Origin of the sequence: Pseudomonas syringae group sp. 243L2 (genome assembly GCF_032587875.1) — a bacterium.
Taxonomy (GTDB): Bacteria; Pseudomonadota; Gammaproteobacteria; order Pseudomonadales; family Pseudomonadaceae; genus Aquipseudomonas; species Aquipseudomonas amygdali.
This window is the reverse complement of record NZ_JAWHPL010000040.1, coordinates 495638-508723: the sequence shown is the minus strand read 5'-3', so window position 1 is coordinate 508723 and position 13086 is coordinate 495638. Positions and strand designations below refer to the sequence as shown.

The 13086-nt window shown below is 60.8% G+C and carries 11 protein-coding genes and 1 riboswitch; of the genes, 9 read left to right on the top strand and 2 right to left on the bottom strand.

Translation table 11 applies throughout. The features are described 5' to 3' along the window. Positions 1–63 precede the first annotated feature (63 nt). Complete coding sequence (ilvD, locus tag RYB66_RS25380; RefSeq protein WP_316895774.1) at positions 64–1911, bottom strand: dihydroxy-acid dehydratase; 1848 nt, start codon at positions 1909–1911, stop codon at positions 64–66. A 325-nt stretch (positions 1912–2236) separates the two neighbouring features. On the opposite strand from ilvD, the gene alaC reads away from it, so the two are divergent. The 7 genes from alaC (at position 2237) to otnI (ending at position 9546) form a co-directional block, all read left to right on the top strand. Then, positions 2237–3445, top strand: a complete 1209-nt coding sequence (alaC, locus tag RYB66_RS25375) for an alanine transaminase (protein ID WP_002551718.1) — start codon at positions 2237–2239, stop codon at positions 3443–3445. Positions 3446–3618: 173 nt separating this feature from the next. After that, positions 3619–4074, top strand: coding sequence for a YkgJ family cysteine cluster protein (locus RYB66_RS25370; RefSeq protein WP_003422458.1), 456 nt, complete (start codon positions 3619–3621; stop codon positions 4072–4074). 227 nt (positions 4075–4301) lie between these two features. Continuing rightward, complete coding sequence (gene ltnD / locus RYB66_RS25365; protein WP_005778759.1) at positions 4302–5207, top strand: L-threonate dehydrogenase; 906 nt, start codon at positions 4302–4304, stop codon at positions 5205–5207. A 10-nt stretch (positions 5208–5217) separates the two neighbouring features. After that, entirely contained in the window at positions 5218–6507 is a 1290-nt protein-coding gene (otnK, locus tag RYB66_RS25360; RefSeq protein WP_005778757.1) for a 3-oxo-tetronate kinase, read from the top strand. Continuing rightward, positions 6507–7145 (top strand): aldolase, encoded by a 639-nt coding sequence (locus RYB66_RS25355; protein ID WP_005778755.1) that lies wholly within the window; start codon positions 6507–6509, stop codon positions 7143–7145. Before otnK ends, RYB66_RS25355 begins: the two co-directional genes overlap by 1 nt. Before the next feature lie 135 nt (positions 7146–7280). After that, positions 7281–8738, top strand: coding sequence for an SLC13 family permease (locus RYB66_RS25350; protein ID WP_005743069.1), 1458 nt, complete (start codon positions 7281–7283; stop codon positions 8736–8738). Between the two features lie 22 nt (positions 8739–8760). Then, a complete protein-coding gene (gene otnI, locus RYB66_RS25345) occupies positions 8761–9546 on the top strand; it encodes a 2-oxo-tetronate isomerase (RefSeq protein ID WP_057404835.1) in 786 nt (261 codons plus the stop codon). A 153-nt stretch (positions 9547–9699) separates the two neighbouring features. On the opposite strand, the gene RYB66_RS25340 is transcribed toward otnI, so the two are convergent. After that, positions 9700–10095: an acyl-CoA thioesterase gene (locus RYB66_RS25340; protein ID WP_004409331.1), complete on the bottom strand. Its 396-nt coding sequence runs from the start codon at positions 10093–10095 to the stop codon at positions 9700–9702. Between the two features lie 220 nt (positions 10096–10315). Then, positions 10316–10426: riboswitch (S-adenosyl-L-homocysteine riboswitch) on the top strand. A 23-nt stretch (positions 10427–10449) separates the two neighbouring features. Here RYB66_RS25340 and ahcY point away from each other — a divergent pair. Beyond that, positions 10450–11859, top strand: coding sequence for an adenosylhomocysteinase (gene ahcY / locus RYB66_RS25335; RefSeq protein ID WP_057404833.1), 1410 nt, complete (start codon positions 10450–10452; stop codon positions 11857–11859). Between the two features lie 192 nt (positions 11860–12051). Then, positions 12052–12897, top strand: coding sequence for a methylenetetrahydrofolate reductase [NAD(P)H] (metF, locus tag RYB66_RS25330; protein WP_003346344.1), 846 nt, complete (start codon positions 12052–12054; stop codon positions 12895–12897). Positions 12898–13086: the final 189 nt, after the last annotated feature.

Here is a 13086-nt window from a genome sequence, read left to right as displayed (position 1 = left end):
CTTTTTCAAACGCAGCAAAAAGCCCGGCATCTCTGCCGGGCTTTTTAGTGTTGCCGATGCAGATCAAGGCACCAGTTTGTCCAGCAACGCCTTGTCACGTACCGCGCCCTTGTCAGCGCTGGTCGCCAGCAGGGCATAGGCCTTGAGGGCGGTGGTCACTTTGCGTGAACGCGACTCGACCGGCTTCCAGCCTTTCTTGTCCTGTTCGGCGCGGCGCTCGGCCATTTCCGCATCGTCGATCAGCAGGTTGATCGAGCGGTTGGGGATGTCGATTAGCACCTTGTCACCGTCGCGCACCAGGCCGATCGCTCCGCCTGCCGCAGCCTCCGGTGAGGCGTGGCCGATGGACAGGCCGGACGTACCGCCCGAGAAACGACCGTCGGTGAGCAACGCACAATCCTTGCCCAGCCCTTTGGACTTCAGGTACGACGTCGGGTAGAGCATTTCCTGCATGCCCGGGCCGCCTTTCGGGCCTTCGTAGCGGATGATGACAATGTCGCCCGCTTTGACTTCGTCAGCGAGAATCCCGCGCACCGCGCTGTCCTGGCTTTCGAAGATCTTCGCGTTGCCTTCGAAGACGTGGATCGACTCGTCGACGCCAGCGGTTTTCACCACGCAGCCATCCAGCGCGATGTTGCCGTACAGCACGGCCAGGCCACCTTCTTGCGAATAGGCGTGCTCTACGCTGCGGATGCAGCCGCTTTCGCGGTCGTCATCCAGGCTTTCCCAACGGGTCGACTGGCTGAACGCGGTCTGCGTCGGGATGCCCGCCGGGCCTGCCTTGAAGAAGGTGTGCACGGCTTCGTCGTCAGTCTGGGTGATGTCCCATTTGGCGATGCCTTCAGCCAGGGTCTTGCTGTGTACGGTCGGCAGGTCGGTGTGCAGCAGGCCGCCACGGGCCAGCTCGCCGAGGATGCTGAAGATCCCGCCCGCGCGGTGCACGTCTTCCATGTGGTACTTCTGGATGTTCGGCGCGACCTTGCACAGCTGCGGCACCTTGCGCGACAGGCGGTCGATGTGGCGCAGGTCGAAAACGATCTCGGCTTCCTGAGCGGCGGCCAGCAAGTGCAGGATTGTGTTGGTCGAGCCGCCCATGGCGATGTCCAGCGTCATGGCGTTTTCGAACGCCTTGAAGTTGGCGATGTTGCGCGGCAACACCGAATCGTCGTTTTCCTTGTAGTACTGACGGCACAGGTCAACGATGGTGCGGCCAGCCTGCAGGAACAGTTGCTCGCGGTCGCTGTGGGTGGCGAGAGCCGAGCCATTGCCCGGCAACGCCAGGCCCAGTGCTTCGGTCAGGCAGTTCATCGAGTTGGCGGTGAACATGCCGGAACACGACCCGCAGGTCGGACAGGCGCTGCGCTCGTACTCGGCGACTTTTTCGTCACTGGCGGTCGAGTCAGCAGCGATGACCATCGCATCGACCAGATCCAGGCCGTGGCTGGCCAGTTTGGTCTTGCCCGCCTCCATTGGCCCGCCGGAGACGAAGATCACAGGAATGTTCAGGCGCAACGACGCCATCAGCATGCCCGGGGTGATCTTGTCGCAGTTGGAAATGCACACGATGGCGTCGGCGCAATGCGCATTGACCATGTACTCGACGGAGTCGGCAATGATCTCGCGGCTCGGCAGCGAATAGAGCATCCCGTCGTGGCCCATGGCGATGCCATCGTCGACCGCAATGGTGTTGAATTCCTTGGCCACGCCACCGGCGCGCTCGACTTCACGCGCGACCAGCTGGCCCATGTCCTTGAGGTGGACGTGGCCGGGTACGAACTGGGTGAAGGAGTTGGCGATGGCGATGATCGGTTTTTTGAAGTCTTCGTCCTTCATGCCCGTGGCGCGCCACAGGGCACGGGCGCCGGCCATGTTGCGGCCGTGGGTGGACGTTTTCGAGCGGTAATCAGGCATTGAAACACTCCGGCAAAAATAAGGCTGATCAGGAAGGGAGTGAGCTTCTATTGACGTCGCGAACGAGCGGCAGTGACCGCAGGCAGCGAAGAAACCGAACACCACGGGATCACCGTGTATTCGGCCTGAGCTCATAAACCCGCCGGGGATGACTGGCGATGAATAGCGCCGATTCTACACCGCCGGGTGGTTTGGTGGGGTCCGAATATCGCCATCGGTGCCGCGCTGGACAAAATGCTATCAGGGCATTTATCTTCCTCGGCAGGCCGCCTCATGTGGCCACGTCGCTCGGACGGTTCCGGGCGCTTACGTTTGCGAGATACTCATGGCTGACCAAGGTTCGCCGCGCCGCTTTGCGCGCATCGATCGACTCCCCCCTTATGTGTTCAACATCACCGCCGAGCTGAAAATGGCTGCTCGTCGTCGTGGTGAGGACATTATCGACCTGAGCATGGGCAACCCCGACGGGGCCACACCGCCGCACATTGTCGAAAAACTGATCACCGTCGCCCAGCGCGAAGACACCCACGGTTACTCCACCTCGCGGGGCATTCCGCGCCTGCGCCGGGCCATTTCCAACTGGTACAAGAAGCGCTACGAGGTCGACATCGACCCTGAAAGCGAAGCGATCGTGACCATTGGTTCCAAGGAAGGCCTGGCCCACCTGATGCTCGCCACGCTGGATCAGGGCGACACGGTGCTGGTGCCCAACCCCAGTTACCCGATCCACATCTACGGTGCCGTGATTGCCGGCGCCCAGGTGCGATCGGTGCCGCTGGTGCCAGGCGTGGACTTCTTCGACGAGCTGGAAAAAGCCATTCGCGGCTCGATTCCCAAGCCGAAGATGATGATTCTGGGCTTCCCGTCCAACCCGACTGCGCAATGTGTGGAGCTGGATTTCTTCGAGCGCGTGGTGGCGCTGGCCAAACAGTACGACGTGCTGGTGGTGCATGACCTGGCGTACGCCGACATCGTCTACGATGGCTGGAAAGCCCCGTCGATCATGCAGGTGCCCGGCGCCAAGGACATTGCCGTGGAGTTCTTCACCTTGTCCAAGAGCTACAACATGGCAGGCTGGCGGATTGGCTTCATGGTCGGCAACCCCGAACTGGTGAATGCACTGGCGCGGATCAAGAGTTACCACGACTACGGCACCTTCACGCCACTGCAGGTGGCGGCGATTGCCGCGCTGGAAGGCGATCAGCAGTGCGTGCTCGACATTGCCGAGCAGTATCGCCAGCGCCGCAACGTACTGGTCAAAGGCCTGCACGAACTGGGCTGGATGGTCGAAAACCCCAAGGCGTCGATGTACGTCTGGGCGAAGATTCCCGAAGCCTACGCGCATCTGGGCTCGCTGGAGTTCGCCAAGAAGCTGCTGGCCGAAGCCAAGGTGTGTGTCTCGCCGGGCATCGGTTTCGGTGAGTACGGCGACGATCACGTGCGCTTCGCGCTGATCGAGAATCAGGACCGCATCCGTCAGGCCGTGCGCGGCATCCGCAGCATGTTCAGGGCTGACGACAAGCTCAAGTCCTGAGTTCCTTCTGAGACACCGCGCCTGCTGACCGACTGCGCTCGGCAGGCGTGGACGCTGCAACCAACCCCCTCTCCACACCTGACCGACAGTCGCCTCGGCAATTTTTGATTTCTGCAAATCGCTGCAGACCGGTATGATCGCGCGCCCCGATACACCCGGAAGCCTGACCTAAAATGAAACCCACCTTGATCGCCGCCGCAGAACTCGATCGTATCGACACCTGGGCCAAATACTCCAGCCACATGTGCGGGGGCTGCGTGTCCAGTTGCTGCACGTTGCCGGTAGAAGTGAAGATCAAGGACCTGATTCGCATCGGCATCGTCGATGAGTTCGAGCGCGGCGACCCGGCGAAGAACATCGCCAAACGTCTGCAGAAAGAAGGCATCGTCGAGCGTTACAACCAGAAGTCGGAAATCTTCACGTTGCAGCGCATGAGCAACAACGACTGCCTGTATCTGGACCGTAAAAGCCGCCTGTGCACCATCTATGACAAGCGCCCGGACACCTGCCGCAACCACCCGAAAATCGGGCCGCGCCCAGGTTATTGCGCGTACAAACCCAAAGAAGTCGTGCGTCAGGAAAGCGGCTCACTGAGAAACGCCACCAGCGCGCCAGTGCCGAAGTTCTGACCCCTTGAAGGGCTGCGCAACGCGCAGAATATCGGCTCACATCAATCAAGCCCCGCACAGGGGCTTTTTTGTGGGCGATGGAAAAAGCCTATCGATGTTAATTTTTGTGAAAAATAAAAATACTTCACATTATTTACTCATTGATTCACTATCCGATTCACAGATCAGAACAATAACGCTCGAATGCCAGCGACACAGGCATCGGCACTGACTTTGAGGATTACTGCATGACCAGCAAAAACGTTGGCGTTATCGGCCTGGGTGCGATGGGTCTGGGCATTGCCCGCTCGTTGCTGCGTAGCGGCTTCACTGTGCATGCCTGCGATGTGCGCAGCAGCGTGACCGAAGCGTTTGCCCAGGAAGGCGGCGTTGCCTGCCAATCCCCAGCCAGCATGGCCGCTGCCTGCGATGTGATCATTACCGTCGTGGTCAATGCCGAGCAGACCGAAACCGTCCTGTTTGGTGAAAACGGCGCGGTCGCGGCGCTGCGTCCGGGCAGTCTGGTCATCGGTTGCGCCACTGTCGCACCGACCTTCGCCGTCGAACTGGGCGAGCGTCTGGCCGCACAGAACCTGCTGTACCTCGATGCACCGATCTCCGGCGGCGCCGCCAAGGCCGCCGCTGGCCAGATGACCATGATGACCTCCGGCCCGGCCGAGTCTTACGCCAAGGCCGAAGCCATCCTCAATGGCATGGCCGGCAAGGTCTATCGCCTGGGTGACGTCCACGGGCTGGGCTCGAAAGTCAAAATCATCAATCAGTTGCTCGCTGGCGTACACATCGCCGCCAGCGCCGAAGCCATGGCCCTCGGCCTGCGTGAAGGCGTCGATGCTGACGCGCTGTACGAAGTGATCACCAACAGTGCCGGTAACTCGTGGATGTTCGAAAACCGCGTGCCGCACATCCTCAATGCCGATTACACGCCGCTGTCGGCTGTGGATATCTTCGTCAAAGACCTCGGCCTGGTACTGGATACCGCACGCAGCAGCAAATTCCCGCTGCCGCTGTCGGCCACCGCACACCAGATGTTCATGCAGGCCTCCAGCGCCGGTTTCGGCCGCGAGGATGACTCGGCGGTGATCAAGATTTTCCCGGGCATCGAGTTGCCGAAAGCCAAGCCAGAAAAAGCCTGAGGAGCGACTGATGAGCCTGAACAACGCTCGCCCGCTGCTGGGCTGCATTGCCGATGACTTCACCGGCGCGACCGACCTTGCCAACATGCTGGTGCGCGGCGGTATGCGCACCGTGCAGAGCATCGGCATCCCCAGCGCCGAAATGGCTGCCGGCCTGGACGCCGACGCGATTGTCATCGCCCTGAAATCGCGTACCACACCAAGCGCCGACGCGGTGGCTGAATCCCTCGCTGCGCTGGAATGGCTGCGCGAGCGCGGCTGCGAGCAGATCTTCTTCAAATACTGCTCGACCTTCGATTCCACCGCCGCGGGTAACATCGGCCAGGTCAGCGAAGCACTGCTGGAGCAACTGGACAGCGACTTCACCCTCGCCTGCCCGGCCTTCCCGGAAAATGGCCGCACGATTTTCCGTGGACATCTGTTCGTACAGGACCAGTTACTCAGCGAATCGGGCATGCAGAACCACCCGCTGACGCCCATGACCGACGCCAATCTGGTGCGTGTGCTGCAAGCGCAGACCCGCCACAAGGTCGGCCTGTTGCGCTATGACAGCATTGCCCAGGGCGTCGAAGGCGTGCGCAACAGAATTGCCGAGCTGCGCGCCGAAGGTGTGAGCATGGCGATCGCCGATGCCCTGTCGGATGCCGATCTGTACACCTTGGGCGAAGCCTGCGCCGACTTGCCGCTGCTGACCGGTGGCTCGGGTCTGGCGCTGGGCCTGCCGGGTAACTTTCGCAAGGCAGGCAAGCTGCGCGATATCGATGCCGCCAAACAGGTCGCCATCAGTGGCGGCGAAGTGGTGTTGGCGGGCAGCGCTTCGGTTGCCACCAATGGCCAGGTCGCGGCCTGGCTGGAAGACAATCGCCCTGCACTGCGCATCAATCCGCTGGATCTGGCCGCAGGCAAGCCGGTGGTCGAGCAGGCGCTGGCCTTTGCCAGAGACGCCGGGCAGACCGTATTGATCTACGCCACCAGCACGCCGGATGAAGTCAAAGCCGTGCAGAAAGAGCTGGGTGTTGAACGCTCCGGTGCAATGGTCGAAGCCGCGTTGGGCGAGATCGCCAAAGGGCTGCTGAACGCTGGTGTGCGCCGCTTTGTGGTCGCCGGTGGCGAAACCTCCGGTGCCGTGGTTCAGGCGCTGGGCGTGCAACTGTTGCAGATCGGCGCACAGATTGATCCGGGCGTTCCGGCCACGGTGAGCAGCGGCGCACAACCGCTGGCTCTGGCCCTCAAATCCGGCAATTTCGGTGCGCGCGACTTCTTCGCCAAGGCGCTCAAGCAACTGGCGGGGGCGGCTTGATGATCGACGAAAACGCATTGCGTCAGGAAATCTGCGACGTCGGCCGTCTGCTGTATGGCCGTGGCTATACGGTGGGCAGCGCCGGCAACATCAGCGCACGACTCGACGACGGCTGGCTGATTACCCCGACCGACGCCTGCCTGGGCCGCATGGACCCGGCCGATATCGCCAAGGTCAATCTGGCCGGTGAATGGGTGTCCGGCAGCAAGCCGTCCAAGACCCTGGCCCTGCACCGCGAAGTCTACGACCGCAACCCGCAGGTCGGCGGCGTGGTGCATACGCACTCGACGCATCTGGTCGCCCTGACCCTGGCCGGAGTGTGGCAGGAGGACGACATTCTGCCGCCGCTGACGCCGTATCAGGTCATGAAGGTCGGGCATATCCCGCTGATCCCTTACGAGCGTCCGGGCTCGCCGAAAGTCGCCGAGCGCGTGGCGGAGCTGGCCAACAGCGTGCGCGGCGTGATGCTCGAGCGGCTCGGCCCGGTGGTCTGGGAAAGTTCGGTGGCCAAGGCCTGCTACGCACTGGAAGAGCTGGAAGAAACAGCGCGTCTGTGGCTGATGAGCAATCCCAAACCTGCGCCGCTGGACCCGGCGGCGCTTGAAGAACTGCGTCAGGTGTTCGGCGCGAAGTGGTAACGGACACACATTGATCGGGGGGCGCGCTGCGCCTCCCGGACGAAAAACAATAACAACAGGAATCGAGAGCATGACTCACCCCTATCCCGCTGTTTCGTTGTTCCTCTTTACCACCATCGACCGGAGTGCACGGGCATGACGCCGCTCATGTTGATGATCGTGGCCGGTGCGGGCATCGCACTGCTGTTGTTCCTGGTGCTCAAGTACAAATTCCAGCCCTTTGTCGCCCTGATGCTGGTCAGCATTATCGTGGCGCTGGTCGCCGGTGTTAAACCGGCCGATCTGGTTACCACCATTGAAGGCGGCATGGGCAAGACCCTTGGCCACATCGCGATCATCATCGCTTTGGGCGCGATGATCGGACGCATCATCGAGCTGTCCGGCGGGGCCGAGGCGCTGGCCAAAACCCTGATCAACCGCTTCGGTAACAGACGCACGCCACTGGCGCTGACCGTTGCAGGCTTCATGGTCGGTATTCCGGTGTTCTTCGAAGTCGGCGTGATCATCCTCATGCCGTTGGCATACGGTGTGGCACGGGCGGCACGCAAGCCGCTGCTGATCTTCGCGCTGCCAATGTGTGCAGCCTTGCTTGCCGTGCACGCGTTCCTGCCGCCGCATCCCGGCGCGGTAGCCGCTGCCAGCCAGTTGGGCGCGGACCTTGGCCGGGTGCTGATGCTGGGCATTCCGATCGTTGCTGTACTGTGCATGATCGGCTATTTCGTCGCGGGGCGCATGACCCGCAAGACCTACCCGATGACCGACGATATTCGCGCCGAAGTCTACGGCCCGCACGTTACCAACGAAGACCTGGAAGCCTGGGCGCGCAACGATTATTCCGCTGTGCGTGAAGCCACTGAAACCAGAACAATGGGCATCGAAGAAAGCGCCAGCAGCCTGGCGAGCAAACTGCCGCCAGCACCTGCACCGGGTTTCGGGCTGATCATCGCGCTGATCCTGCTGCCGATCGTGCTGATTCTGATGGGCACACTGGCCACCACCATGCTGCCAGCCACGTCCACGCTGCGCGCAGTGCTGACCGTACTGGGTGCCCCCTTGGTTGCGCTGCTGATCGATACCCTGCTGTGCGCCTGGCTGCTGGGCTCACGTCGCGGCTGGAGCCGTACTCAGGTGTCCGATGTGATCGGCTCGGCCTTGCCGGGTGTGGCGATGGTGATCCTGATTGCCGGTGCCGGTGGCGTGTTTGGCAAGGTGCTGGTCGACACCGGCATTGGTGCGGTGGTCTCCGAGGCGCTGCGTAACACCGGTCTGCCGGTACTCGCGCTGGGCTTCCTGCTGACCCTGCTGCTGCGCGCTGTTCAGGGTTCGACCACCGTTGCACTGGTGACCACTGCAGGCATTCTCAGCCCGCTGATCGCCACGCTGGACCTGAGCGCCAACCACCTGGCTCTATTGTGCCTGGCGATGGGCGGTGGTGGTCTGGCCATGTCGCACATCAATGATGCCGGTTACTGGATGTTCACCAAGCTGGCAGGCCTCAACGTCGCCGACGGCTTGCGCACCTGGACCGTACTGGTCACGCTGCTCGGCACACTGGGCTTCGTGATCACCCTGCTGCTTTGGCCATTCGTCTGACCCTTTGAAGACTGGAGTTAACATGCCTCGTTTTGCCGCCAACCTCAGCATGCTGTACCCGCAGCATGACTTTCTTGAGCGCTTTGCCGCAGCCGCTGCCGATGGTTTCGGCGCGGTCGAGTACCTGTTCCCCTACGCCTACAGCACTCAGGAACTCAAGCAGCGCCTGAGCGACAACGGTCTGGTGCAGGCGCTGTTCAACGCCCCGCCAGGCGACTGGGAAGCAGGCGAGCGAGGCATTGCCACGCTGCCGGGTCGTGAAGCGGAATTTCGCAGCGGTATCGAGCGGGCTCTGGAGTACGCACAGGTGCTGGGCAATGACCGAGTGCATGTCATGGCTGGCTTGCTGGCCGATGAAAGCTTGCGTGAGCGTCATCAGGCGGTCTATCTGGAAAACCTCGCGTTCGCGGCTGAGCAAGCCAAGGGCGCAGGCGTCACGATTCTGATTGAGCCGATCAACACCCGCGACATGCCGGGCTTCTTCCTCAATCGTCAGGATCAGGCACAGGAAATCTGCAGACTGGTGGGCGCTGACAATCTGAAGGTGCAGTTCGACTGCTACCACTGCCAGATCGTCGAAGGCGACCTGACCAGCAAACTGCGTCGCGACTTTGCGGGCATTGGCCATATTCAGATTGCAGGCGTCCCGGACCGCCATGAGCCGAACCTTGGCGAGCTGAACTACGAACACCTGTTCAATGTGATCGACGAGTTGGGCTACAGCGGCTGGATCGGCTGCGAATACCGCCCCAAAGGCGACACCAGCGTTGGTCTGGCGTGGTTGCGCAAGCTACAAGTCAAGAGCTGAAAACGCGATATAGACGACGCGGAGCGTGAGGAACGATCACTCTGTAACTGTCGTGCCCAGGCACGCCAGGCTTGCGCAAGAACACTATCGTGCGACGCTCCGCGTCGCATGCCGTTCTGGACGCTCTGCGTCCGCTCTTCAGCGACCCGAGCCTCAATCCTCTACGTCGAACTGGTCCTTTATATAGCGGATTTCAGTCCGGCCATGCGGCGCCGGCTGGCCGTCTTCGTCGAGGTTGACGAAGACGATCTTGTCGACAGTCAAAATGCTTTTGCGGGTGATCTTGTTGCGCACCTGGCACTTGAGGGTGATCGAGGTGCGGCCGAATTCTGTGGCGGTGATGCCTAGCTCAATGATGTCGCCCTGACGCGAGGCGCTGACAAAGTTGATTTCAGAGATGTACTTGGTCACCACCCGCTGATTACCCAGTTGAACGATCGCGTAGATCGCCGCTTCTTCATCGATCCAGCGCAGCAGGCTACCGCCGAACAACGTGCCGTTGGGGTTGAGGTCTTCGGGCTTGACCCACTTGCGGGTGTGGAAATTCATGTTCACTCCTGAGCGTCTGGCCGGTAGAGACGTGCATGATGGCAGAGCCGACGGCCCGCGCCCATGCCTGTGTCATAGCGAATGTGCATCGACTCGATTACAGACAGATGGCAATTGTATGGCCTTTAAACCGACAGAAAGCCTTGGGAAGAATCGCGAGCGCAGCTATACTGCCCAACGTTTCAAAACGGTCATCCACGCTTGATACCGTTCCCGCCACCTGTCCGAGGGGCGCTGCAGCAGGTTTTCCCTGTCAGGCTCGGATGGGGCGTTGTTTGCCAGGACGATCCTCGACCGGCAAACCTTAAACGCACAACGGCGCCCATTCGCATTTTTATGGAATGGAGACTCTCAATGAGTGCTGTAATCACGCCCGCAGAATTTAATGACTACAAGGTTGCCGACATTTCCCTGGCCGCCTGGGGTCGTCGCGAAACCATCATTGCCGAATCCGAAATGCCTGCCCTGATGGGTCTGCGCCGCAAATACGCCGGTGACCAGCCGCTCAAGGGCGCGAAAATTCTCGGCTGCATCCACATGACCATTCAGACCGCCGTGCTGATCGAAACCCTGGTTGCCCTGGGTGCTGAAGTTCGCTGGTCGTCGTGCAACATTTTCTCCACTCAGGACCAGGCCGCCGCTGCCATTGCCGCTGCCGGCATTCCTGTGTTCGCCTGGAAGGGCGAAACCGAAGAAGAATACGAGTGGTGCATCGAGCAGACCATCCTCAAGGATGGCCAGCCATGGGACGCCAACATGATTCTCGACGACGGCGGCGACCTGACCGAGATCATCCACAAGAAGTACCCGGCGATGCTGGACAAGATCCACGGCGTTACCGAAGAAACCACCACGGGCGTTCACCGCCTGCTGGACATGCTGGCCAAGGGCGAGCTGAAAATCCCGGCCATCAACGTCAACGACTCGGTGACCAAGAGCAAGAACGACAACAAGTACGGCTGCCGTCACAGCCTGAACGACGCCATCAAGCGCGGCACCGACCACTTGCTGTCCGGCAAGCAGGCACTGGTGATCGGCTACGGTGACGTGGGCAAGGGCTCGGCCCAGTCCCTGCGTCAGGAAGGCATGATCGTCAAAGTGACCGAAGTCGACCCGATCTGCGCCATGCAGGCCTGCATGGACGGTTTCGAGCTGGTTTCGCCGTTCATCGACGGTGAGAACGACGGCACCGAAGCAAGCATCGACAAAGCGCTGCTGGGTAAGATCGACCTGATCGTGACCACCACCGGTAACGTCAACGTTTGTGATTCGAACATGCTCAAAGCGCTGAAAAAACGCGCTGTGGTGTGCAACATCGGTCACTTCGACAACGAAATCGACACCGCATTCATGCGCAAGCACTGGGCATGGGAAGAAGTGAAGCCACAGGTTCACAAGATCCATCGCACCGGCCCAGGCTCGTTCGACGCACAGAACGACGACTACCTGATCCTGCTGGCCGAAGGCCGTCTGGTAAACCTGGGTAACGCCACTGGCCACCCAAGCCGCATCATGGATGGCTCGTTCGCCAACCAGGTTCTGGCGCAGATCTTCCTCTTCGAGCAGAAGTACGCTGACCTGGCACCGGCCAAAAAGGCCGAGCGTCTGACCGTTGAAGTGCTGCCGAAGAAACTCGACGAAGAAGTGGCCCTGGAAATGGTCCGCGGCTTCGGCGGCGTTGTGACCAAGCTGACCAAGACTCAGGCCGATTACATCGGCGTGACCGTCGAAGGTCCGTTCAAGCCGCACGCTTATCGCTACTGATTGATCTTCTGTGAAGAGTGCGCGGCGTTCCTGACGCCTCTCACTCTCTCAGTTGGCAATTATCTGTGGGAGCGGACTTGTCCGCGAAGGGGCCTGTGCATTCAATCAAGATGCAGCGTCTGAAATAAAGCCTTCGCGGACAAGTCCGCTCCTACAAAGTATGTGTTCGTTTCTATATCGAGATCGGCCTCCATGAGCCAAGAACGCCGCTTCAGCTTCGAATTCTTTCCTACCAAGACCGACGCTGGACATGAAAAGCTGCTGACCGTTGCTCGTCAGCTCGCTACGTACAACCCCGATTTTTTCTCCTGCACCTATGGTGCCGGTGGCTCGACCCGCGACCGCACGCTCAATACCGTGCTGCAGCTGGAAAACGAGATCAAAGTCCCTGCTGCGCCGCATTTGTCCTGCGTGGGCGACAGCAAGGACGACCTGCGCAACCTGTTGGCGCAGTACAAGGATGCGGGCATCAAACGCATCGTGGCACTGCGCGGCGACCTGCCTTCCGGCATGGGTATGGCCAGCGGTGAGTTGCGTCACGCCAATGACCTGGTGAGCTTCATTCGCCAGGAAAGCGGCAGCCATTTCCACATCGAAGTCGCCGCCTACCCGGAAATGCATCCGCAGGCGCGCAACTTCGAGGACGACCTCAAGCACTTCGTCAACAAGGCCAACGCCGGCGCCGACAGTGCAATCACGCAGTACTTCTTCAACGCCGACAGCTATTTCAACTTCGTCGAGCGGGTCGAGAAAATGGGCGTCAGCATTCCGATCGTGCCGGGCATCATGCCGATCACCAACTACAGCAAGCTGGCGCGTTTCTCGGATGCCTGCGGTGCGGAAATCCCGCGCTGGATCCGTAAACAGCTGGAAGCCTACGGCGATGACGTGCAAAGCATCCAGGCGTTTGGCGAAGAAGTCATCACGCAGATGTGCGAACGACTGCTGCAAGGCGGCGCCCCCGGTCTGCATTTCTACACGCTGAACCAGGCAGAACCGAGCCTGGCGGTGTGGAACAACCTGCAACTGCCACGCTGAAAACGGCTGCGGCACCGCGGTCCGACCGGTAATTTCCGGGGGATCGCGGCCTCATACACCGTTGGGCAGCAGGAAAGCGGCGTATTGCGCTCGCTCTGTTATACTCCAGCCTTCCCGCCAGGCTTACGCCCGGACGCCCGGTCTTGCAATCGTCATCCGTTCACGCCAACAGCGCAATTTTCATCAAGC

What these genes read in the sequence shown, in the direction of transcription:
- ilvD (WP_316895774.1), bottom strand. Translation starts at nt 1,911, where the DNA reads ATGCCTGATTACCGCTCGAAAACGTCCACCCACGGCCGCAACATGGCC.
- alaC (WP_002551718.1), top strand. Translation starts at nt 2,237, where the DNA reads ATGGCTGACCAAGGTTCGCCGCGCCGCTTTGCGCGCATCGATCGACTC.
- RYB66_RS25370 (WP_003422458.1), top strand. Translation starts at nt 3,619, where the DNA reads ATGAAACCCACCTTGATCGCCGCCGCAGAACTCGATCGTATCGACACC.
- ltnD (WP_005778759.1), top strand. Translation starts at nt 4,302, where the DNA reads ATGACCAGCAAAAACGTTGGCGTTATCGGCCTGGGTGCGATGGGTCTG.
- otnK (WP_005778757.1), top strand. Translation starts at nt 5,218, where the DNA reads ATGAGCCTGAACAACGCTCGCCCGCTGCTGGGCTGCATTGCCGATGAC.
- RYB66_RS25355 (WP_005778755.1), top strand. Translation starts at nt 6,507, where the DNA reads ATGATCGACGAAAACGCATTGCGTCAGGAAATCTGCGACGTCGGCCGT.
- RYB66_RS25350 (WP_005743069.1), top strand. Translation starts at nt 7,281, where the DNA reads ATGACGCCGCTCATGTTGATGATCGTGGCCGGTGCGGGCATCGCACTG.
- otnI (WP_057404835.1), top strand. Translation starts at nt 8,761, where the DNA reads ATGCCTCGTTTTGCCGCCAACCTCAGCATGCTGTACCCGCAGCATGAC.
- RYB66_RS25340 (WP_004409331.1), bottom strand. Translation starts at nt 10,095, where the DNA reads ATGAATTTCCACACCCGCAAGTGGGTCAAGCCCGAAGACCTCAACCCC.
- ahcY (WP_057404833.1), top strand. Translation starts at nt 10,450, where the DNA reads ATGAGTGCTGTAATCACGCCCGCAGAATTTAATGACTACAAGGTTGCC.
- metF (WP_003346344.1), top strand. Translation starts at nt 12,052, where the DNA reads ATGAGCCAAGAACGCCGCTTCAGCTTCGAATTCTTTCCTACCAAGACC.